The organism is Paenibacillus sp. 01T424, assembly GCF_056398745.1.
Genome location: NZ_JBFTPZ010000008.1, coordinates 24,852 through 46,159, shown reverse-complemented (window position 1 = coordinate 46,159; position 21,308 = coordinate 24,852). Strand labels below are relative to the sequence as shown.

Below are 21,308 nucleotides of genomic sequence, written 5' to 3'. Positions count from 1 at the left end.
CCAAACAATAGTGTCCGCAATCTAATTCGTTTTTTCATCATCGCTCACCCTATTCACTCATTGCTGATTTTATCGCGTCGTCACCTGTATTTACGGTAATTCCACTCTCAATAGAGCTAACCATTCCTTGGGTCTCTGCAAGCTTGCGTATACGTTCTGAATCACTGAGCATCTCTACTTGTTTCTTCAAGTCTTCCATCTCTACATTCATCGTCTGGTATTCGCTATTCAACTTTTTAATTTCGAGGCTCATGTCATAGATTTGCGCGTAGCGTAAAATAATGACACCAGCAACTACAACGCACATTAATACAGTAAACATATACAACAACTTCTCCTGAACCGGTAAGGATTTACGAGTTTTAACAAGCCGCTTCGTTTCCTTGATAACCGGTTGCTGATCCTGCTTTCGCTTAGGCTGCAGCGCTAAATTGCCATTCACATACGCCAATTCAAATCCCCCTCTTACAATTTTTCTGCAACTCTAAGCTTGGCCGACCTTGCACGCGGGTTGAGCTCTAGCTCTCTCTCTGAAGGTACGATCGGCTTACGATTGACTAATTTCACTTTCCCAGCATTGCCGCATACACATAACGGAAAATCGGGCGGGCATGTACATTTCTCCACAAACTTTGCAAACAATTGCTTGCATATACGATCTTCAAGCGAATGAAAAGTGATCACCGATGCTCTGCCGCCAGGGGCTAAACAGCGAATCGTTTGCTCCAAAGCTTCTTCTTCTGCTCCCAGCTCATCGTTTACTGCGATACGAAGCGCTTGGAAGGAGCGTTTGGCGGGATGTCCGCCTGTGCGCCTAGTTGCAGCAGGAATCGATATTTTTATCAATTCAGCTAATTCACCAGTCTTCTCAATGGGCGCCTTTTCTCGTGCCTTCACAATATTTCTAGCGATGGACCGAGCAAACTTCTCTTCACCGTAACGATCCAAAATGCGGGATATATCACGCTCGTCCCAAGTATTGACGATTTCATGTGCGGTTAGATCACCCTCGCGATCCATGCGCATGTCGAGCGGGGCATCATGGTTATAGCTGAAGCCGCGCTCAGCTTCGTCTAACTGCGGACTGGATACGCCAAGGTCGAACATTATGCCATCGACCTGCGGAACGCCATCCAGCATAGGAACGTTGCAATTTCTAAGCTCCTGCTCCAAATCGCGGAAGTTGCTTCTTACAAGTGTTACCTTATCTAAATAAGGAGCAAGCCTAACACGAGCATTTTCCAGCGCCCAGTCATCCTGATCGAAAGCGATTAACCTTCCTCCTTCGCCTAGCCGGGAGGCTATTAATTCGCTGTGACCCGCACCCCCAAGCGTACAATCGACGTAGATGCCATCTGGCTTAATAGCCAAACCGTCAACTGCTTCTTCTAAAAGTACTGTAATATGCTGAAACACGCCTAAGCCCTCCATTCTTGTTGTCTATTCTAGAAGTTGAAATCGAAATCAACGAGCTTTTCGGCGATTTCGTTAAAGGTTTGTTCGGATTGTTCGTAATAACCGTCCCAAGTCTGCTTGCTCCAAATTTCCACGCGACTAGAAACGCCGAGCACCATGCAATCCTTGTCCAGCTTCGCATATTCACGAAGATGGCTAGGTATATTTACCCTTCCCTGTTTATCCAGCTCACATTCGGTTGCTCCGGAAAAGAAAAACCGGGTAAATGCACGCGCATCTGATTTCATAAGAGGCAATGTTTTTAGCTTTTGCTCCAAAACAGTCCACTCACTCATGGGATATACGAATAAGCAATTATCTAATCCACGGGTTGCAATAAACGAGGCTCCAAGCGATTCGCGGAATTTCGAAGGTATGATGATTCGGCCTTTCTCATCAATGCTATGTTGATATTCACCCATAAACATGACTTTGAACCACCCCTTCCCCTATTTCCACCACTTTGCCCCACTTTTCCCCACCTAGTAACAGTAGTTCGCCACCTAAAATAAAAATCCTGCTCAGTGAGCAGGATTTTCTAAAATATTTCACACTATTAAAGATTATTAATCATTCCAGCGTTGGCGGCTGCTCTTCTTCAGGCTTGGATGGCTTCGGCGCCGTCTCTTTCCTTCTTCGATAAAACCAAATGATTGGGATTGAAATAACAGCCAATATAGCTAATACAGGCAAAGCACCTGCTAAAATAACTAACAATAGATTGATGGCATCCCAAACTACTTTTGTGCTGTTAACTAGCGCGTCCGACATCCTGCCGCCTAAGTGCGGTTTTTCCATACTTTTATTTTTTAGTGTTTGATTCGTTTGGTACATGCGCAGCTCCACCGTCGAGAACGCTACATTATTATCCAGATAGCGAACTCTTCCTTTGATTCGTTCAATTTCCTCCTGCACCCCTGAGAGCTGCTGTGAAAACTTTAACAGATCATCAGCCTTTGTCGCTTTATCCATCATGGTGAGCAGTCTAGCTTCAACAAGTTGCTTCGCTTTCAGCCTAGATTCAAGATCCACATATTCCTCAGATACGTCCTTGCCGCCGATATTGCGTTCAAATTCATTATGTTTAATTTGCTCAATCCGATCAATGAACGACATAAACCCTGCAGCTGGAACTTTAATCGTATAGCTTGATCCAATCTCTCCCTCGTGCTTCGTATCTTGAAATTGCAAAAGATAACCACCGCTTTGATGAATGGCATTGCGCAGCGAGGTTGCTGCAGAAGCTAAATCGTCCACCTGCATACTTAAATTAGCGGTATAAATAATTTTCTGGTTGAATCCATCCGTGCCGATTGCCAGCTGAGCATCAATCCCCCCGCCAGATGCTTTGCTCTCGCCCAATCCCTCAGCTGGAGCCTCTTCCGCTTTAGCAGCATTGTCATTCAAGGTATAGCTCATCTCAGTTTCTACGTTTCTAGAAGCTGTTGTTGATAACATCTGTTCAGAAGCCGAGTTTTTAGAGCTGCTCGTATCCCCATCTGAGGAAGCGCATCCAACAAGCAGAACAACCAGAGAAACAATTGAAATAATTGCAAATATCCCTTTTTTATGTCTATACAAGAAAATACCCCCTTGCTTTTATTTACCTCTAGACGCAATCTGGGAATAAAAGGTTACAACATTGTCCATCCAAACCCGAACATCCGCGGATCTAATCATCGGTGTAAACGAATCAATTGCTTCTTTTATCTCCACATAAAAAAAAGCCGCGATTGCTCGCGGCTTCTTCAATGCTTTATTCTGTTTCTTTCCAGCTGTCCAAATATGCCGATTGCTCCGCAGTCAGTTGATCAATGCCAAAGCCTAGAGATTGCAGCTTCAGTCTCGCTACCTGCTCATCAAGCTCATAAGGAACATTGACTACTTTGCTGCCAATCGTTTTGTACTGCTCATTTACATATTTCAGTGCAACAGCTTGCAGTGCAAACGTCATATCCATAATTTCTGCAGGATGACCATCGCCAGCAGCCAAATTAACAAGGCGGCCTTCTGCCAGCAAGTAAATGCTGCGTCCATCCTCCAGCTTATATTCTTCGATGTTGCGGCGAACGGTTCTTACACTTGAAGATAATGCTGCAAGTTCTGGTTTGTTTGCTTCGACGTCAAAGTGACCTGCGTTGGAAATGATCGCCCCGTCCTTCATCACCTTGTAGTGCTCTCCGCGAATAACATCGCGATTCCCGGTAACCGTTACGAAAAACTCGCCAACCTTAGCCGCTTCGATCATCGGCATTACCGCGAAACCGTCCATATAAGCTTCGACCGCTTTAATCGCATCGATCTCAGTTACGACAACATTTGCGCCAAGACCTTTCGCACGCATGGCTACACCTTTTCCGCACCAGCCATAACCGACAACAACGACGGTCTTGCCCGCAACCATCAAATTCGTTGTGCGATTAATACCGTCCCATACGGATTGCCCTGTACCATAGCGGTTATCAAAAAGATGCTTGCAATATGCATCGTTAACAGCGACCATAGGGAATTTTAGTGAACCGTCTTTCTCCATCGCTTTCAATCGAATGATGCCTGTCGTAGTTTCTTCCGCACCGCCGCGCAGATTCTCGCCAAACTCCGGATGCTCCGAATTTAGAATCGTTGCAAGATCGCCGCCATCATCAATGATAAGATCAGGCTTCCACTCCAGCGCTTTAATATTAAGTGCTTTAAATTCTTCAGCACTTGGATTATATTTGGCAAATACAGTAATGCCATCCTCAACGAGAGCGGCACAAACATCATCTTGTGTTGATAGCGGGTTGCTGCCTGTTATAGTAACATCTGCACCGCCCGCCTTAACAACCTTAGCCAAATAAGCGGTTTTCGCTTCCAAATGAAGAGCAATTGTAACTTTCAGTCCTTTAAAAGGCTGTTCCTTTTCGAATTGCTCGCGAATCGTATTCAATACCGGCATATGCGCAGCTACCCAATCAATTTTCAAACGGCCTTCAGGTGCCAATGATAGATCGGCTACGATGCTTTTATTTGCTGTACTCATTCCATTTGCCTCCTCATATTTCATAAATAAACGATTTCATGTCCACCAGTACGGCTAAATGGCGCTTCAAGCAGCTTATCGAGCCAAATCAGGCTGTAACGATTCCAATAGGCTGCCATATTAAGCACTCGCTCTTGCGGCTTGTTCTGCGGGTTAATCGACAGATGGATACGATCAAGCTGACGTGTGGATGCTTCAAATTGTTTGTTAAAGGCATCTACCGTTTTTGAGCCCATATAGTTGATTTGCTCTACTATTTTTTGCAAATTCGTATCCCCAAGCTTAGAGAGCGACGGTTGAACGGAAGTTGCAAGCTCAAGAAGCGGTTTATATAGCTGCTCAAACGTATCTCTTGCTTCGGCAAACTGCTGTTCAATGGACAAGCCATCTTGTGCCTTCAGCCATTTCCCTTTGCTCTCTTCGAAATGTTCCATAACATCCTCAAAGGAAAGCTCATACTTATCCATGTGCTTGGCAACTGTTCCTTCAATTAAAGTATAAGACATACGCGGCACGATAATGGGCATTTCCATATTCAGCGTGCGGAATGCTTCTCCAGTTAAAGCCCAATAGGCAATTTCCCCAGGACCAAGCACAGTCGCAAGAACAGGGAATAAATAATCCTGCATAATCGGCCGCGTCAGAACGTTATTGCTAAGCTGCTGCGGCTGCTCGTCAGCGATCCGAAGGAGCTGTTCCTCCGTTAGCGACACTTGCTCTTTACGGTCTTGGAATTTTCCATCCTTCTTGTGAAGAAGCGTTCTTTCTTCGCCGTTATCCGAGTTGAAGAGAAAAAGATTCGAGCTGCCAGCCGTTACATCTGCCTGAAGACTGTAACCAAGCTCTCTCACCTTATCTGCAGCAGCAGCATAAGCATGCTCTAATTCATCGTTCTTCTCAATCAGCTTCCTGAACATAGGCGCTTCTATACGACGAATATCCTCATGATCGCCATCCATTAATACTAAGCCGTGTTTCCCGAATAAATGACTCAAAATCATTGCAAAAAAATCAGATAATGATTTCGCCTGTTTCGACATTTGGCGCAGTTCCTCTAGCATCACAGGTTTGAACTCCGAATGCGGAAGCGATTGTTCAAGCTCTGCAAGCAGCTCTTCCCATGTTCCTGCTGCAATCATCGTGCGGCTTACAGCTGTACGCGCACCTTCAGGACGCGCAACTGACAACTTGCGAAGCTCCTGCTCCGTTGTAATAACGTAGGCATGGTTCGCTTCATCCCAGTCATGATCTTCACCGGCTACCCAAAATACAGGAACAACCGTCCGCCCCAGCTGCTCACTTGCAGCTTTGGCCGCACCTATGATGGATACCGCTTTATGTATGACAAGCAACGGACCCGTCCATAAACCAGCTTGCTGACCTCCAACCACGACCGGAGCACCCTCTGCCATCGCAGAAATGGAAGCAAAAACTTCTGGATCAGCGTTAATCGCTTCATTGTAAGCACGAAGCGCGCGAGCTACTTGAGCTGCATCAGCTCTAACCTCTCCGCTTTGCTCCAAACGATTAAAGCGTTTAACCCAATCTTGATCAACTCCCGCATGATAGCCATATAAAGCTTCAATGCGGTCATCGTTTTGATGTATATAAGCCTCTGTCAAAGGCTGTGCAATAGGCAATGCATAAGTATCTGTTCTCATAGCGCAGCCCGTAACCTCCCGCTTAATAGTCGTTAGTACGACTTCATATTTTAAAACTGAACATTTTAATTGTACACAATGGTGAAGCCGTCCGTCAAAACAAAAACACCTCTGCTCGGGAGAGGCGTTTAGCAATTTATTATTTGAGTTAAGCAGTCAGAAACATTTTGCCGATGCCGATGCACATAAAAACAATGTACAGCACGCTCATCGTAAAAAAACTTAGCCGCCATATCGTCCGAAATATCTTTTTGGCATCCACTGCGCCGCGCTTGCGAAATTGGGCGTTTCCAAGCAATCCTCCGCCAAGCAGCATGAATAGCAATATGCCGTAAATCCCGAATCTGCTGTTAAACAGCTCATCAAATAATACAGCTACGCAGCCAATTAATAAGGCTGTCGTAACATCCATTGCCAATCGGAACGCTTTTTTTCGATCCTGAATATATGCTCCATATCCAAACAAAATGATGGTGAAGGGTATGATTGGAATTACAGCCAAATAAGCGTATGCATGTTTGATGCTTTCCCAAATCATTTCCATCGGCCTTCACTCCTTCATAGTCGACTTAAGATTTAGTGCTTTAATCATCGTAACTATTGCTTGGTTTAACGGCGCTTGCAGCCCATTCTTCTCAGCCAGCAGTACGACTCCGCCATTAATGGCATCGATTTCTGTTGCTCTGCCAGCTCTTACGTCACTAAGCATAGAAGAAATATTGCTGCTGGTTTGCCTGCAAACCTTTATAATGAGCTCCCATCCATTCTCCGGCAAGCTCATTCCAGCATGTATTAACACCAACTCGGTTTCCTCATATAGCGCTTGCATAAGCTTCACGCCGACAGGATGGAGCGGCAGCTGTCCATTCTCCACATCCAATATTGCCGTCAATGGATTAATGACTGCGTTAATAAGCAGCTTATTAAAAATTCGATTCTCCAAGTCTTTCGACAGAAAAGAGGTAAATCCTGCCGTTTCCAGCAAAGAAATCAACATTTTTTGCGAGTTATCGAGAGAATCATCTTGATTGCGCTCATTTTCTCCCCATTCACCAAGCCAAAGCTGCCCCTTCCCCGTATGCTCAACAGAACGAACATCAAGTCGTTTCGCCCCCTCTGTCGTCACCGCTGCAAATAGCGGATAGGTAGGAAGTTTGCTTTTAATTCGCTCTAAATGTCCAATTCCATTTTGCATACATACGACTGCCACACGCTCTCCATCATAGCTGGCAAGAAGCGAAGCAAGCATATTTAGAAAAGCTTCATCCAAATCCGATTGTTTAACGCTCAGCAGCACCCAGCGATAGTCGGCATTCTGTTTTGTGACGTCATAACGTTCTCTATGTTCTGAAACAGACCCGCTCCATAAACTTTTGATACGAATCGATTTCTCATTTGCTCCATCTAGCTCCTTAAGCCTAATGCCTTGATTAGCAAGCTCATCAGCCTGTTCCTCACTGCGCGTCCAAATCGTAACATCCGCCCCTGCTTCTGCTAGCTTCGCTCCATAGAGCAGTCCTAACGAGCCCCCACCTACTACATCTATCTGCACCTTATACTCCTTCCGACCAGCTGCTGCTCATCAATAATATTAGCAAACATCGTATCAAATTTTCCGAAAATATTGCAACTGATACAAGTTTAGCCGACTAGACTCTTCTATAAAAAAAGCGAAAAAGAAAAAGAAGCCGGCCATATAATGGCCAGCTCCTCTTATTTACGCATTATAACCTATTCAATCCGTTCCAAATTTCCATTAGCATCCATCTTGAATCTCGGCTTAGCTTCATCGTCATTCGTTAAAACGGTAAGCCTTCTTGCACGATCCATAATTTGAATAAGTGTCTTGTAATCGTCGTTCACAGCACGGTAATCCGTTTGAACATTGTTAACCTCTTTGGACAATCTCTCATTCTGATCACGCAAACGGTATAGCTCTTCCTCTTTTTCTTTCAGTTCCTTCTCATACCATTTGAGTTGGCGGGTTAAATCCTGATAGGTCGTCTTCCATCCACGGAGAAAACGAATAACAGCATCTACCGATAAACTTTCCTCGATTGCACCACTCTCTTGCTTGAATCCACGTTCTTCCGTTTCAAAAACGGCAATCGATGAAACATGCGGCGTTGCGATAATCGTTTGTTTTTTTAAATAATTACGCTTCTGGCGCTGCTGCTTAGCGATTTGTATTGCATCCTCATACCTTTTGCGAACGCAACTGTTCCAGCGGAATCCGCATGCTGCGGATGTACGCCCAATTCGTTCGCCCACTTCTTCAAATGCTGCAAGCTGAGTACTACCTTCGCGAATATGGCGTAGTGTAACCTCGGCGAGAATTAAATCATCGTCCGGACTCCACGCATCTTGTCTAACTGCTGTCATGCAACAAAAACCTCCTAACGTAAAGGCGCTTACTTTATCTCTATGCCCTTGGTAGAGTTCATAGAATCTATTGGATACTAATTTGTATAACCAAATTTTCAATTACTCATACATGTTAGCTCTTATATTTGAGCAAACTATATCTAAGTCAACAGGAGTTAATTAGATGCAAACAAAAAATTTGCGTTTTCTTCACGTATTTTGGTTTACACTTATTACACCAAACGTTATAATGATCATTAGAAAATCGGGTCGCAGCGAAAGGGGGATGTTATCATGGCACGTATGTATCGGGTACTTGGCTTTTGGACCCTGGTAATCGGACTTATGGCTTTCGCRGGCCATATGACGGAATTTGCGCTATTGTTTTTTGCACAAGCCGTTGCTTTCGTATTTCTAGGCTACTTGAATTTCTCCGAAAGAACTTACATTGTAATGTTCTGGGGATATATGATCATTTCATTCGTGGGTTTCACGTATTGGTCGGTCTTCAAGATGGACTTGCCGTTCTAACAAAGGCGTCAGCGAAATACGCTAAGGCAAGCTTTAATCAAAGCCATGAAAGAACAGCCATTATCCTAAATGATAATGGTTCGTTATGCGCTTAAGGTAAGAACAAACAAGAGTACATATGAGTTCTTTTCCTTAAACAAAAAAGTGTCAGCCCCTTTAGGGCTGACACTTTTTTTGTACATCGTTCATCCTTTTTCCAAAACCATCACCTTAAACGTCTCACTCATCTGATCGCTTAGCAGCAGCTGCCTAATCGCTCTATTCCTTCGCGCCTCTTTGCTGAAAGGGTCAGTGCTGTTGTGATTTTGAAGCATATCCATTACGCCGTGCTCAATTAAAAATTGTTTTTGTGTCATATAGCTTGCAACGCAAAATCCGCTTTCTTCAGCGGAATGATGTATAAAGGTAAAGGGGACATGTGAAGTGATATCCTGCTCCCCGATTCGACTATACGGATTGGTGTTCGTCTGATGCCGCGAATAACACATAAGTGTACCAAGCATCCGGTGCTCCGCCGCATATTCCTCCGCTTTATGCCCATAATCAATAATGACGACACGTCCGCTAGTCATCACGGCTCCAAGCTTATTAAGGAAATCGACTGCTCCAGCATGCACCTCCGTTTGCTGCCCTTCAAGCAATTGAATATGATCCCGATTAAGCCAATTTGTAATCCGATTATCGGTAAGCGGCATTTGAACCTCAACGAAGCCACGCTCATCATCATAAGCAACGCCTAACTCCATCAGCTCTCCATTAACTAGCTGCACTCGGTGTACAGGAAAAGCATCAAACAGCTCGTTTGCGAGCACAATCGCTGGCTGCTTAAGCCAGGTTTCCCCCCAAGCATCATCTGATGATGAAAGCAGCAGCGGTTCTTCACCCGATAAGCTTAAATCTGCAAAGGCATGCCGGGCTGCCTCAGCATGCGCAGGATGATCCTCAATTAGAATTGGCTGCAATTTACTTTTCCAATCCAAGTCTCGCTCACAACCTGCAGCCGCAATTTGAGCAGACAATCGCCCCGTTCCTGCTCCCCACTCAATCAGTTTAAGCGGTTTATCCACTAATGCCGCGTAGTCCAGCGCATATTTCGCTAGAACTTCAGCAAGCACCTGCCCAATGCCTGAGCTCGTATAAAAATCACCCTCCTTGCCCACTCTAATTGGCCCTGAACGGTAATAACCATATTGCGGATCATATAGACATGCCTGCATATATTGAAAAAAAGAGATGCATTTGACTGAACTCCAGCCTCCATCTTCATCTACAAACTTGCCATACGTTTTTGCACCTGCTATTTTTTCCGCAATTGAGGCTGCGAGCTCGTTTTCCATCATCATAAGGTTCATCCTTTTCCAATTGTAAGATATAATAGAATGGATTGCCGCATAAAATGAATGCTGAGGAGGGACGATGCCGTTGACATTGCCAGCCAGGCGCAATCGATTTTCTATCGCAGCCACTTCGATGCTACTCATCTTTTTGTTCCTGTTTCGGCTTCCCGCTTGGGCTGAGCCTCTGCCGGCTGATGAGGCGGATATGCATGCACTGCTTGAGAAAAGCTTGTCTGTCGTGGAAATCGATAAAGAAATCATCCGCATACAAGAACAGAAGCAGCAGCTCATGCTGACGATGACGGACACGGAGAAGCAGCTGCTCATACAAGAACAGCAAATAGCGGACAAGCAAGAAGAAGCAGGAAATGTGCTGCGCGCTTACTATATGGGAGAACGAGATTTTTTGCTTAGCGCTCTTTTATCGTTCGATTCATTATCGGAGTTGTTTCAAATGCTGGATTATGCCGAAATTATACTTACTCATGACAAGCATACCTTGAATACATATGTCGAGCAATACAAGAAAGTTAAAGTGGGTTATGAGAAGCTTGAAGCGAGGCAGAATGAGCTCAATACGATTGAACAGCAGCTCAAAACGCAGAGAGAGCGCGTAGTTGCGCTTGAGAAGCAGCTTGACGAGCAGCTAGCTGGCAGATCAGATGCCGATCGCATACGCATTTTGATGAAGGAGCTTACTTCTTACTGGGAAACAGCAGGAATAGCTGAAGTGAAACAATATTTCCGAGCACTCTCGAAGGCTATGCAGAAGCTGCCAAGCTGGGTACAAGAAAATAAGCAGCTGCTCGAAATAAAAGGTTTTCAATACACCATTCGCGTGCCCGAAGATGATTTAAATACATTCCTTCGCGAGCAAAATGATATCTTCAATCATTTCTCTTTTGAATTCATTGATGACAAGGTCATTGCTCAAGGAAAACGCGACAACATGGAAATAAAAATCAGCGGTCACTACACGATCGAAAATGATCCCAAAAACGCCATCCTATTTCATGTCGATGAACTCATATTTAATGGCTTCTCCCTTCCTGACACGACACGCAGTGCGCTCGAGAAGGAATTTGATCTCGGTTTTTATCCTGATTTAATCGTTTCATTTCTTAAAGCGAACGCAGTTGAAATGAAAGACGGAGAATTGACCATCAAGCTTAGCCTAAAGTTATAGCTGCTGTCATCATTCATCTATCAAGCAAAAAAACAGCCTGCCATCATTGCAAAATGAGGCCGGCTGTTTTCATTTTACTCTAAAGCGGCAAGCGACTTCATATATTCAGCCAATTGAAAATTGCCATCGGAAAACATTCCCCATAACTTCTCCCTTTGACGCCATTTCTCAGGCCAAATGGGATCTGAAATCGGGAGATCTTCATCTGCAAGCTTAGTGTTCAGCGCATTTTTCCACCAAGCAGGCGGGATATGAATTTGCTCGCTTTGAAGGGTGCTGTTAAACGAATATAATGATGATCTTGCAGGTAAAAAGCCAAATCGGTCATAGGTCATCTGTTGATTCATTAATTCGGTCATTTCCCCAATCCAAAGCATCGCTTCCTCTTCTTCATCGCTGTTTGAGGAAATCGCGTAGCTTCGTCCATTCAACCATGGATAATAGACTTGCTCACGATCAATCGTTAATTTCATTCGCAAATCCTCATTTAAACGCTTGTATTGATTCCACGGAATTACAGCTGCAAACAGATTATTATTTTGAAACTCCTCTGCTAATTGATTGATTGCATCCACATCGATTCTGCTCAAATTCACTTCCATTTGTTGAAACCATTCCAGCTGCTGAGTCTGCTGTTCACTCAGCGGAAGCAATTTCAACAAGTTGGCTGGTTTCGTTTGAAATGCGGCTAACCAAGTTAGCTGCTGCTGCAAATCGCCTGCACTCCAGTTTACAATACTCGCTTGCGGGTGAAGCTCGATCATTTTTGAAGCGGCGGCTTGAAAGGAAGCAAAGTCAGAAGGAGGCTCCTTAAGACCTATCTCCTTAAGCAGTGCAGAGTTCCAAACGATGATATACGGGTTTAAGTCCTTTGGTACGCCCCATAAATAACCGTTCCATCTGAGCGAATCGAGCAATCCTGTCATTTGATCGGTGAGCGTGTCACCTGTCATCATGCTGTCTGCAGGCTTTAGAAACCCTCGTACAGCAAATGATCTAACCCATCCATTATCTAACAGCATAATATCTGCGGCTTCTCTCTGCTGGCTCTGAAGCGTCCACAGATCGTATGCTCTTTCCTTATTCGGCTCATTTGAAAGCTCGACTTGAATATGAGGGTATTTCATCATAAAATTCCGGTTTAATTCCTGCAGCTGTTGATATTGCATGTTCGGCAAGGAAACGCTTACAGTAATGTCAGACAGCTGATCAACAACTAGAGTACCGGGAGCGGGTTGAACATTTGTTTTCCCGTCAGGTTTTCCAGTGCTTGCAGGGTTTGCATTTCGTGAGAATGGGATAAGTAATAATGCTGCTAACAGTAATGTGCCGAATAAAACCAGCACGTATTTTCTGGGAGTCACAGCCTTCTTCCTTTCATCCTTAAATCTACTAAAAATAGGATAACAATAATTTGTTTTTTTGTCCAAAAAACCTTATATTTTTGCAAATAAAAAAAGCCCCTCTCCAAAGAGGGGCACAATCGTTATAGTAAATCCGCTGCCAATTGGGCTAGCTTGGAGCGTTCGCCTTTCTCAAGCGTCATATGGCCGCTGATGCCTTCTGCTTTGAAGCGTTCCACAATATGGGTCAAACCATTGCTGATCGAATCCAGATAAGGGTGATCTATTTGCTCAGGATCTCCCATAAGAACAATTTTACTTCCTTCACCGACCCTCGAAACAATCGTTTTCACCTCATGTTTCGTAAGGTTCTGTGCTTCATCAATAATAATGAATTGTCCGGGAATAGATCGGCCGCGAATGTAAGTTAAAGCCTCGACCTGAATGCTGCCCATTCCCATCAATATCTTATCAATGTCGCCTGATTTCTTCGTATCGAACAAATACTCCAAATTATCATAAATCGGCTGCATCCATGGCCGCAGCTTCTCTTCCTTCTCGCCTGGCAAATATCCGATATCTTTCCCCATAGGTACGACAGGCCTTGCGATTAGCAGCTTCTTGTATTTATGCTCATCCTCCGTCTTCAGAAGACCCGCTGCCAGCGCGAGAAGCGTCTTACCCGTACCAGCCTTGCCGGTAAGTGTCACGAGCGGCACGTCGTCATTTAGAAGCAGCTCAAGCGCCATGCGCTGCTGAGCATTGCGAGCGGTTATTCCCCAAACCGGGTCATTGCTTAAAAATAAAGGTTCAAGCCTTGCCCCGTCTTGGCTAACCTTAAGCAGCGCTGACTTCGAGGTTCCCATTTCATCGCGCAAAATCACAAATTCATTCGGATTTAATCGAATATTTAGGTGCATGTTGTTAACCGTAAGGAAGCGATAAGTGTAAAACTCGTCTATGACTGCAGGATGAACATAAAGCGTCATATAGCCCGAATAAAACTCCGACGAAACAACAACCCGATCAGATAAATAATCTTGAGCCTGCAAGCCTAGAACATCAGCTTTGATACGAACGAGTACATCCTTGCTAACTAATACGATACTTTGTTTCTCCGGCTCATTTTCCTGTTCTATATGGTAATTCAGCGCAACCGCCAAAATCCGATTATCGTTGGACATTTCCCCAAACATTTCTTGTACTCGCATGAAGCTGCGGTGATTTAATTCTACCTTGAGCAAGCCGCCGCTAGGCAGTTCAATCCCTTCATGCAAGTGGCCTATTTCTCTCATCTTATCGAGCAGACGCGAGATCGAACGCGCATTTCGTCCTAATTCATCAGCCAACCTCTTCTTTGAATCAATTTCTTCCAACACAACCGCGGGAATTATGACTTCATTATCATCGAAAGCAAAAATCGCTTGCGGATCATGAAGCAGCACATTTGTATCGAGCACGAATATTTTTTTCATGAGAACCCTCCCGGTGTTGGATATTCATTAGAGGCCATACATAGCATATCGCTGCTGCGGGTAAACTATGGCGGACAGGTGACTATCAGCTTTTCATCGAGAAAAAGAGGTGTCAAACATGTACAAATGGCTTACTTCTGCGATCATTGTTGCGATTGTTGCGACAGGTTGCAGCACCGTCGCACGTAATGAAACATCACCCTCTCCACGAAATGATGGCCGTGTCCATACGCAGCAAACCGAGCCAAGGAAAAAAGAAATTAAAAACTCGGAACAGGTTGCGGTACATCTGGAGCAGTTGGCCAAAGGAATTGACGGAGTTACGAACGCGCACTGTGTCGTGTTCGGGAATACTGCAATTGTTGGCATCGATGTAGACGCCAAGATGGAGCGTTCTAGAGTCGGTACAATCAAATATGCCGTAGCCGAAGCATTCCGTAAAGATCCATACGGTATAGATGCACTCGTGACTGCAGATATCGATATGTCCCAGAGAATCAATGAAATCGGCGCCGATATTAGACGTGGCAAACCGATATCCGGCTTTGCCGAGGAGATGGCCGATATTATCGGCAGAGTAATTCCACAAATGCCGCGTGATGTCATCCCTCAGGAACTCGAAAAACAAGCTCCAAAAATGAATAAGAAATTGTAAAGGCATCCCTGAAGACACAAAAAGCCTAGTGAGCTATCACTAGGCTTTCTTCACAGCTGCGAGAACCTGTACAACAAAGGTGTTCGCAGCAATATTCATATTCGGTTCCTCGCACGCAAGGGTAGTGGACAAGCTTACGACATCGTCGTTCGCACTCAGCCCACCAGAAAAGTTCAAGGCCAGTCCGTCAGAAACCGCATCAATTCTGTGCATTAGAACGATAGATTGCTTATGCAAAACTTCGATCGGTAGCTCGGATACTAAGGATACGGTATTGGTCATTCGCATGACCTCCTTCTGAACAGATTTCAAAAATGGCCTCTGTAGATTTATTATAGCTATAATATTAGCTACAGTCTACGGTTATTCAGCCATTTTTGCTTGGAGTGCAGCCCGAGCTTCCTTCAGCTTCTCTTCGTCCATATAAACATAAGGACTTCTCCAAGTTCCTTCAAGAGGGATGAATGTAATATCATTGCGGCTTAAACCCAAATAAGTCGTCATCATATTTTTTATTTCTTTGGAAGGCATATCCAGCGTCAAGTTTTTGCCGACTGCTTGCATGACTGATCCAATCTTCGTAACGCCGTCAAATGATTTCATCTTGTCCGTTAGTGCTCCGATAACTTGGCTTTGCCTTGCGTTGCGCTCGAAGTCGCTTGACATGTTTTTCCCATTATTTGATTTCCGGTAACGAACAAAGTCAAGTGCTTTCTCACCGCTTAGCGTTTGAACGCCTGGTTCCAAGTCGATATTTGTTCCATCAGCAGAGTCCTTGTATTTCATACGCTTATCAACATCCACTGACACGCCGCCAAGCGCATCAACAACATCAGCAAATCCTTGGAAGTTAATGACTGCAGAGTATTTAATGTCGATGTCGAACAGCTTGCTCATGACGTTGCGCACTTCTTGCTTCGCATCCGCATAAGCTGCTTCTTTGCTTAATTTCTTCTTATTGAGCGCATTCATATAGAAATCAGCATAAAAGCTATTGGCTTTGCGAGCTCGATATCCTTCGATATCAATGTTAGTATCCCGAGGAATGGTAACGATAGTAGCGCTCTTCGAATTCGGATTAAATACAGCGACCATCATAACGTCTGTATTCAAACCTCCTCCATGAGCACGAGCATCGATCCCCATCAGAAGCATGGCAACTGCCTTCTCATTTACAGCTTCTCCAGGCGGTATAACAACCTCTTCATCAACTGGCGATGAAATTTCATCAATGGCTTTATCCGCTTGCAAGACCAAATAAGTTAAACCCGCTGCTACGATCAAAAGTATTGAAAATAGCAATGTGAAAAAGATTTTCATTGCCGAGCGTTTTTTTCGCGGCTTCTGCTTTTTTGGTTTTGCTGGTGGACGAGAGCCCGTTCTTGGTGGTAATGCTGTTGATCCTTTACTCATATGATCCACCTTCAAGTTCAGTTGTATTTGGGATTGGATTCAATATCCGTCAAGAGCTGTTCACCCAGCTCACGAGGATAAAGCTGAAGTTTGGTACGGCCATCCTTCTCGTATTTCACATGAACCATCGTATCATCGGTCTTCGTAATTACAAATTCCGTCAACCCATGATCCTCCGTCAATATTTGCTCAAAAAACGATAGTGTCTCAAATGCTGCATTGTCATCGGGACGAGCATCAGCAACCAGCTTGATTTGAAGCCAGTTGAATAGTGCGTCCTCGAACTTCATTTGCCGGATTCCGCATTTGGAGATTGACTGTCATTTGGTTTGTTGCCCTTCCATTTGTCGTACAATTGACGACCACGGAGCATAAGCATCATAAGAACGGCTACTCCCATACATTGAATGATTGGCAGCTTGTCCACCTGCAAAATCATTAGAACGAAAGAGCCGAAGGCAATCAATGCATACACTAAAATTTCTTTAAATAACGGAAGCTTCTGCTGTGCACGAAATACTTTATTGAATATGTATATCGTAAAACCCAGAATGATTAAATAAGAGACTAGCTTATGATCGCTTAACCATGCTTGCATATCGTATTCCTCCCTCATTCATTGTAAACGGCTTTCGCCGTGCTTTAGTTGCACAGTACGCATAACACTGTGAAATATAAGTGGGATTATAAGTTAAGCAACTTATAATCCCACTTATATTTTAAAGAAAACGTAAGGCTTTGCAGAGCAAAACCTTACGTTCATTTAGAAAACTAATCTTACACGCTTGCTTGCGCATTTTTACGGTTTTTGTCCGCACGTTCGCGCTCGCTTTTGTTCAAAATTTTCTTACGAAGACGAATCGTCTTCGGTGTAATTTCACAATACTCATCATCATTCAAGTACTCAAGCGCTTGCTCAAGTGAGAATAGACGCGGGCTCTTCAATGTTACGGTATCGTCTTTACCTGCTGAACGGATGTTGTTCAGTTGTTTTACTTTACAGATGTTTACGATGATGTCGTTCTCGCGAGTGTGCTCGCCAACGATCATACCTTCATAAATTTCTGTACCTGGCTCCAAGAACTGAATACCGCGATCCTCTACGCCCATCATGCCGTAGAATGTCGATACACCATTTTCACTTGCAACAAGAACACCTTGGCGACGGCCGCCTACACCAGCGCCAGCTAGAGGTCCATAGCTGTCAAAAGCGTTGTTCATAATGCCGTAGCCGCGTGTCAACGTCAAAAATTGTGTACGGTAACCAATCAAGCCGCGAGCAGGGATTTTGAATTCTAGACGCACTTGGCCGTTGCCGTTGTTGATCATGTTGATCATTTCTGCTTTACGAGTTCCTAGGCTCTCCATTACTGCGCCCATGCTCTCTTCAGGCAAATCAATAAGAAGACGCTCGTAAGGCTCTACTTTCGAACCATCGATTTCCTTAATGATAACTTCCGGTTTGGATACTTGAAGCTCGAATCCTTCACGACGCATGTTCTCGATAAGAATACCAAGGTGAAGCTCACCGCGACCTGAAACGACAAAAGCATCCGGGCTGTCTGTTTCGTCAACGCGAAGTGCTACGTCTGTCTCAAGCTCTTTGAATAGACGCTCACGAAGTTTACGGGAAGTTACCCATTTTCCTTCACGGCCTGCAAACGGGCTGTTATTAACGAGGAAAGTCATTTGAAGTGTTGGCTCATCGATTTTTAGAACCGGCAACGCTTCTGGATTTTGTGGATCTGCAATGGTTTCTCCGATGTTGATTTCACGAATACCAGCAATCGCAACGATATCGCCCGCTCCTGCTTCTTCGATCTCAACACGTTTCAAACCAACGAAACCAAACAGTTTCTCAATTCTTGCTTGCTTAACTCCGCCTTCACGAGTCATAACGGCAACGGTTTGACCTTGTTTAATCATGCCGCGGTTAACACGACCGATGGCAATACGGCCAAGGTATTCGTTGTAATCAAGCAAAGTTACAAGGAATTGCAATGGCTGTTCTGTATCTTCAGTTGGGGACGGGATGTTGCTTACGATTGTTTCGTAAAGTGCTTCCATGTTCTCATCTTGTTTTTCTGGGTCAAGACTTGAAGTACCCATCAATGCAGAAGCATAAACAACTGGGAACTCAAGTTGAGCGTCATTTGCACCAAGTTCAATAAACAGGTCAAGAACCTCATCTACAACTTCTTGAGGTCTTGCATTTGGACGGTCAATTTTGTTAACTACAACGATTGGCGTTTGGTTTGACTCAAGCGCTTTGCGCAAAACGAATTTCGTTTGCGGCATACAGCCTTCAAATGCATCAACAACCAAAAGAACGCCGTCAACCATTTTCATGATACGCTCAACTTCGCCGCCGAAATCAGCATGTCCAGGTGTATCAACAATGTTGATCAAATAGTCTTTGTAATTGATTGCTGTGTTTTTTGCCAAAATCGTAATACCGCGTTCACGCTCAATGTCATTTGAGTCCATTGCGCGCTCTTGCACTGCTTCATGGTCGCGAAACGTGCCTGATTGTTGTAGCAGTTTGTCAACCAATGTCGTTTTACCATGGTCAACGTGGGCAATAATTGCGATATTCCGTAAATTCTCTCTTGCTTGCATAACTTGTAATCCACTCCAATTGTTTTTTATTTAAATCTTTTACCAACGCTTGCGTTTGCTTAGCATCATCCAAACACCTGCTGCAATTAACGCAACAGCAATCGCATAAATCCCCCAGCTCCACAAAAGCACAAGAATGACAAACACAGCCGATGCGGCAGCAAGCGCAATCGATGCCGTGAGTACAACACGCGGTCTGGATGAACCGAACAAATAATATTCGTAAAGACCAGCTGCCACTCCAAAGATAAACAGCGGCCACAAATATTTCATACTATCCCATCCAAAAAGGTTGCAAACGACAAACAGCAGGGCATATACGACGAGCATTCCGCCTGGGACGAGCACGACCGCCGGAACTAATCTGCCGAAGTAGAGAACATGCAGAAGCACGCCGGGAATTAAGACGAGCAGCGGCCAGAAGATTGCGCCCAGAAAGCTGAATACACCTAACTTGCCCAACAAAATAACGACCCCGGCTAACAGCAAAATGATTCCAGCGGAATATTTGTTATTAGGCATTCGCGTTCCGCTCCTTACAGCGCCTTTCGCATATGTTGACGAAAGACGACAGTTTTTATCTATATTAGTTTATAGGAACTGAGGCAAAAATACCAGTACGTTGCGAGGGTCTTAACAAAAAAAAAACCGTCCCGCATTATTTTGCGTGAACGGAGCGAGTCATAATCCTTATAAAACAGCCTTTTTTTTGACAATTGCGAGTACAATGACAAGCGGAACACACAGCAAAGGAATGGCTTCAGCAAGCGTTTTTGACCCATGAAACAGCAAATCATTCATGCCAGGGTCATGCATTAGCATTCCACCTGCCGCATAAGCGAGTAAAGCTGCCCCAATATAGGAAAGAGCAGGAAATTTTTGAAGGAGCGTTCCCAGCATTTGGCTTCCCCAAATAATCATAGGTATGCTGAGCGCAATTCCGAGCAAAATAAGTACAATATCTCCATCTGCTACCGCTGCAATAGCGAGAACATTATCAAGACTCATAACGAAATCGGCTACAACAATTGTCCATATCGCTTGACCAATCGTTTTTGCTTTTTTCACCGTATGCATATCCTGATTGCCGCCTGCCTCTGCAAGCAGCTTAACCGCTATGTAGAACAATAGCAAAGCTCCTACGGCTTGTAAAAAAGGCACCTGAAGCAGTTTAATCGCAACGACGGTCAACACGCATCTTAAGCCTACAGCAGCCATTGCACCCCACCATACAGCCCGTTTACGCTGCTCTGGCGGCAGTTGGCCGCTAGCCATTGCAATCACAATGGCGTTATCTCCGCTAAGCAATACATTAATCAAGACGATTTCGATAAATATAATAAGGCTGTCCAAGTTACATACCCCCTCTAATCAGCTGTATGAACAAGCTGTGAGGAATATGTCCATAAAAATTTTTGAATCCCTCTTCACTGCGCAGCGTATTTATTGTAGACTTCAAGATATTCCTTTTTATGGAAGGTGGAAATGACTTATGGAACTATTCTCTGTCGAGTTTTTCTCCGCCCTGCTGACCATCGTTTTTATCGACCTTATATTGGCCGGTGACAACGCCATTGTGATTGGGATGGCAGCACGAAACCTACCTAAGGAACAGCAGAAGAAAGCCGTTATATGGGGAACGGTTGGAGCGATTAGCATACGAATCATTGCCACCTTGCTTGTTGTTCAGCTTCTAAACGTTCCTTGGCTTAATCTTGTTGGGGGACTTCTCCTTGTATGGATCGCATACAAGCTTCTCGTACAGGATGATGCACATGATGGCATCAAATCTGGCAATACCCTTTGGCAGTCGATACGTACAATCATTATTGCCGATGCGGCCATGGGACTTGACAACGTAATCGCAGTTGCAGGCGCAGCCCACGGGAACACTTTGCTCGTTATTCTTGGGCTTCTCATCAGCGTACCAGTCGTTGTATGGGGCAGTACGATATTCATCAAACTAATCAATCGCTATAATTGGATCGTTTATCTAGGCTCAGCGGTTCTTGCATATACCGCTGCGAAGATGATTACACATGAAAAATCGTTTAAAGCATTTTTCGAGAATCAACTCCTCTTCTGGTCCTTTGTTATCGTAGTCATTATTCTTACAATCGCAGCTGGATTATTGACCAATAAAGGCAAAAAACAAAAGGCAGAACAATTAAATRGCGATTCCACTAAGGGAGAACATTGAAAAGCCGTTGTGTTGTTGCATCCAGCAACGATACAACGGCTTTTTCT

The 21,308-nt window shown here is 44.4% G+C and carries 23 protein-coding genes; 4 read left to right on the top strand and 19 right to left on the bottom strand.

What is annotated here, in order from left to right; genetic code table 11:
• Positions 1 to 49: 49 nt before the first annotated feature.
• The 9 genes from ftsL to AC1DPK_RS09015 form a co-directional block, all read right to left on the bottom strand.
• On the bottom strand, positions 50 to 442 hold the full coding sequence (gene ftsL, locus AC1DPK_RS09055; RefSeq protein ID WP_256710903.1) for a cell division protein FtsL: 393 nt from the start codon (positions 440 to 442) through the stop codon (positions 50 to 52).
• Between the two features lie 23 nt (positions 443 to 465).
• The gene (gene rsmH, locus AC1DPK_RS09050) at positions 466 to 1,416 is read right to left on the bottom strand and encodes a 16S rRNA (cytosine(1402)-N(4))-methyltransferase RsmH (RefSeq protein WP_477510076.1); all 951 of its coding nucleotides are present in this window, start codon (positions 1,414 to 1,416) and stop codon (positions 466 to 468) included.
• Positions 1,417 to 1,445: 29 nt separating this feature from the next.
• Positions 1,446 to 1,883: a division/cell wall cluster transcriptional repressor MraZ gene (gene mraZ / locus AC1DPK_RS09045; protein WP_076268151.1), complete on the bottom strand. Its 438-nt coding sequence runs from the start codon at positions 1,881 to 1,883 to the stop codon at positions 1,446 to 1,448.
• Positions 1,884 to 2,025: 142 nt separating this feature from the next.
• A complete protein-coding gene (locus AC1DPK_RS09040) occupies positions 2,026 to 3,036 on the bottom strand; it encodes a DUF4349 domain-containing protein (RefSeq protein ID WP_477510075.1) in 1,011 nt (336 codons plus the stop codon).
• 175 nt (positions 3,037 to 3,211) lie between these two features.
• A complete protein-coding gene (locus tag AC1DPK_RS09035) occupies positions 3,212 to 4,477 on the bottom strand; it encodes an adenosylhomocysteinase (protein ID WP_477510074.1) in 1,266 nt (421 codons plus the stop codon).
• A 20-nt stretch (positions 4,478 to 4,497) separates the two neighbouring features.
• Entirely contained in the window at positions 4,498 to 6,138 is a 1,641-nt protein-coding gene (gene bshC / locus AC1DPK_RS09030; RefSeq protein WP_477510073.1) for a bacillithiol biosynthesis cysteine-adding enzyme BshC, read from the bottom strand.
• Between the two features lie 148 nt (positions 6,139 to 6,286).
• Positions 6,287 to 6,682, bottom strand: a complete 396-nt coding sequence (locus AC1DPK_RS09025) for a DUF3397 domain-containing protein (RefSeq protein WP_339208710.1) — start codon at positions 6,680 to 6,682, stop codon at positions 6,287 to 6,289.
• A gap of 6 nt (positions 6,683 to 6,688) precedes the next feature.
• Positions 6,689 to 7,690, bottom strand: a complete 1,002-nt coding sequence (locus AC1DPK_RS09020) for a ketopantoate reductase family protein (protein ID WP_477510072.1) — start codon at positions 7,688 to 7,690, stop codon at positions 6,689 to 6,691.
• A 179-nt stretch (positions 7,691 to 7,869) separates the two neighbouring features.
• A complete protein-coding gene (locus AC1DPK_RS09015; RefSeq protein ID WP_477510071.1) occupies positions 7,870 to 8,520 on the bottom strand; it encodes an RsfA family transcriptional regulator in 651 nt (216 codons plus the stop codon).
• A gap of 276 nt (positions 8,521 to 8,796) precedes the next feature.
• Here AC1DPK_RS09015 and AC1DPK_RS09010 point away from each other — a divergent pair, with 276 nt between their 5' ends.
• Positions 8,797 to 9,033: a DUF2626 domain-containing protein gene (locus AC1DPK_RS09010; protein ID WP_053375484.1), complete on the top strand. Its 237-nt coding sequence runs from the start codon at positions 8,797 to 8,799 to the stop codon at positions 9,031 to 9,033.
• Between the two features lie 185 nt (positions 9,034 to 9,218).
• On the opposite strand, the gene AC1DPK_RS09005 is transcribed toward AC1DPK_RS09010, so the two are convergent.
• Positions 9,219 to 10,376, bottom strand: coding sequence for a class I SAM-dependent methyltransferase (locus AC1DPK_RS09005; protein ID WP_477510070.1), 1,158 nt, complete (start codon positions 10,374 to 10,376; stop codon positions 9,219 to 9,221).
• Positions 10,377 to 10,449: 73 nt separating this feature from the next.
• On the opposite strand from AC1DPK_RS09005, the gene AC1DPK_RS09000 reads away from it, so the two are divergent.
• Entirely contained in the window at positions 10,450 to 11,556 is a 1,107-nt protein-coding gene (locus AC1DPK_RS09000; RefSeq protein WP_477510069.1) for a coiled-coil domain-containing protein, read from the top strand.
• Between the two features lie 74 nt (positions 11,557 to 11,630).
• On the opposite strand, the gene AC1DPK_RS08995 is transcribed toward AC1DPK_RS09000, so the two are convergent.
• A complete protein-coding gene (locus AC1DPK_RS08995) occupies positions 11,631 to 12,920 on the bottom strand; it encodes an ABC transporter substrate-binding protein (RefSeq protein WP_477510068.1) in 1,290 nt (429 codons plus the stop codon).
• A gap of 122 nt (positions 12,921 to 13,042) precedes the next feature.
• Positions 13,043 to 14,374: a PhoH family protein gene (locus AC1DPK_RS08990; protein ID WP_076268141.1), complete on the bottom strand. Its 1,332-nt coding sequence runs from the start codon at positions 14,372 to 14,374 to the stop codon at positions 13,043 to 13,045.
• A 118-nt stretch (positions 14,375 to 14,492) separates the two neighbouring features.
• On the opposite strand from AC1DPK_RS08990, the gene AC1DPK_RS08985 reads away from it, so the two are divergent.
• Positions 14,493 to 15,029 carry a YhcN/YlaJ family sporulation lipoprotein gene (locus tag AC1DPK_RS08985; RefSeq protein WP_441882964.1) on the top strand — a complete coding sequence of 179 codons (537 nt, stop codon included), beginning with the start codon at positions 14,493 to 14,495 and terminating at the stop codon, positions 15,027 to 15,029.
• Positions 15,030 to 15,068: 39 nt separating this feature from the next.
• Here the strand turns inward: AC1DPK_RS08985 and AC1DPK_RS08980 are convergent, their stop codons facing one another.
• From AC1DPK_RS08980 to AC1DPK_RS08950, 7 genes are all read right to left on the bottom strand, one after another.
• The gene (locus AC1DPK_RS08980; protein ID WP_441882962.1) at positions 15,069 to 15,311 is read right to left on the bottom strand and encodes a hypothetical protein; all 243 of its coding nucleotides are present in this window, start codon (positions 15,309 to 15,311) and stop codon (positions 15,069 to 15,071) included.
• 81 nt (positions 15,312 to 15,392) lie between these two features.
• The gene (locus tag AC1DPK_RS08975) at positions 15,393 to 16,442 is read right to left on the bottom strand and encodes an LCP family protein (RefSeq protein ID WP_076268138.1); all 1,050 of its coding nucleotides are present in this window, start codon (positions 16,440 to 16,442) and stop codon (positions 15,393 to 15,395) included.
• A 17-nt stretch (positions 16,443 to 16,459) separates the two neighbouring features.
• Positions 16,460 to 16,732, bottom strand: a complete 273-nt coding sequence (locus tag AC1DPK_RS08970; protein WP_339208701.1) for a hypothetical protein — start codon at positions 16,730 to 16,732, stop codon at positions 16,460 to 16,462.
• The gene (locus AC1DPK_RS08965) at positions 16,729 to 17,040 is read right to left on the bottom strand and encodes a YlaH-like family protein (protein WP_076268136.1); all 312 of its coding nucleotides are present in this window, start codon (positions 17,038 to 17,040) and stop codon (positions 16,729 to 16,731) included. The genes AC1DPK_RS08970 and AC1DPK_RS08965 overlap by 4 nt, the downstream gene beginning before the upstream one ends.
• 179 nt (positions 17,041 to 17,219) lie before the next feature.
• A complete protein-coding gene (gene typA / locus AC1DPK_RS08960; RefSeq protein WP_441882957.1) occupies positions 17,220 to 19,061 on the bottom strand; it encodes a translational GTPase TypA in 1,842 nt (613 codons plus the stop codon).
• 39 nt (positions 19,062 to 19,100) lie between these two features.
• On the bottom strand, positions 19,101 to 19,583 hold the full coding sequence (locus AC1DPK_RS08955) for a hypothetical protein (protein ID WP_054027942.1): 483 nt from the start codon (positions 19,581 to 19,583) through the stop codon (positions 19,101 to 19,103).
• A 168-nt stretch (positions 19,584 to 19,751) separates the two neighbouring features.
• Complete coding sequence (locus tag AC1DPK_RS08950; RefSeq protein ID WP_441882955.1) at positions 19,752 to 20,414, bottom strand: TerC family protein; 663 nt, start codon at positions 20,412 to 20,414, stop codon at positions 19,752 to 19,754.
• 139 nt (positions 20,415 to 20,553) lie between these two features.
• Here AC1DPK_RS08950 and AC1DPK_RS08945 point away from each other — a divergent pair, with 139 nt between their 5' ends.
• Positions 20,554 to 21,261 carry a TerC family protein gene (locus tag AC1DPK_RS08945; RefSeq protein ID WP_477510067.1) on the top strand — a complete coding sequence of 236 codons (708 nt, stop codon included), beginning with the start codon at positions 20,554 to 20,556 and terminating at the stop codon, positions 21,259 to 21,261.
• The last annotated feature ends 47 nt before the right edge of the window (positions 21,262 to 21,308 follow it).

Bases quoted from the DNA above. Each gene is read 5' to 3' on its own strand.
- AC1DPK_RS08990 (WP_076268141.1), bottom strand. From the start codon at position 14,374: ATGAAAAAAATATTCGTGCTCGATACAAATGTGCTGCTTCATGATCCG.
- AC1DPK_RS09005 (WP_477510070.1), bottom strand. From the start codon at position 10,376: ATGATGATGGAAAACGAGCTCGCAGCCTCAATTGCGGAAAAAATAGCA.
- AC1DPK_RS08975 (WP_076268138.1), bottom strand. From the start codon at position 16,442: ATGAGTAAAGGATCAACAGCATTACCACCAAGAACGGGCTCTCGTCCA.
- AC1DPK_RS09015 (WP_477510071.1), bottom strand. From the start codon at position 8,520: ATGACAGCAGTTAGACAAGATGCGTGGAGTCCGGACGATGATTTAATT.
- AC1DPK_RS09035 (WP_477510074.1), bottom strand. From the start codon at position 4,477: ATGAGTACAGCAAATAAAAGCATCGTAGCCGATCTATCATTGGCACCT.
- AC1DPK_RS08965 (WP_076268136.1), bottom strand. From the start codon at position 17,040: ATGCAAGCATGGTTAAGCGATCATAAGCTAGTCTCTTATTTAATCATT.
- AC1DPK_RS08970 (WP_339208701.1), bottom strand. From the start codon at position 16,732: ATGAAGTTCGAGGACGCACTATTCAACTGGCTTCAAATCAAGCTGGTT.
- AC1DPK_RS09000 (WP_477510069.1), top strand. From the start codon at position 10,450: ATGCCGTTGACATTGCCAGCCAGGCGCAATCGATTTTCTATCGCAGCC.
- AC1DPK_RS08985 (WP_441882964.1), top strand. From the start codon at position 14,493: ATGTACAAATGGCTTACTTCTGCGATCATTGTTGCGATTGTTGCGACA.
- AC1DPK_RS08955 (WP_054027942.1), bottom strand. From the start codon at position 19,583: ATGCCTAATAACAAATATTCCGCTGGAATCATTTTGCTGTTAGCCGGG.
- bshC (WP_477510073.1), bottom strand. From the start codon at position 6,138: ATGAGAACAGATACTTATGCATTGCCTATTGCACAGCCTTTGACAGAG.
- AC1DPK_RS08980 (WP_441882962.1), bottom strand. From the start codon at position 15,311: ATGACCAATACCGTATCCTTAGTATCCGAGCTACCGATCGAAGTTTTG.
- AC1DPK_RS09025 (WP_339208710.1), bottom strand. From the start codon at position 6,682: ATGGAAATGATTTGGGAAAGCATCAAACATGCATACGCTTATTTGGCT.
- typA (WP_441882957.1), bottom strand. From the start codon at position 19,061: ATGCAAGCAAGAGAGAATTTACGGAATATCGCAATTATTGCCCACGTT.
- mraZ (WP_076268151.1), bottom strand. From the start codon at position 1,883: ATGTTTATGGGTGAATATCAACATAGCATTGATGAGAAAGGCCGAATC.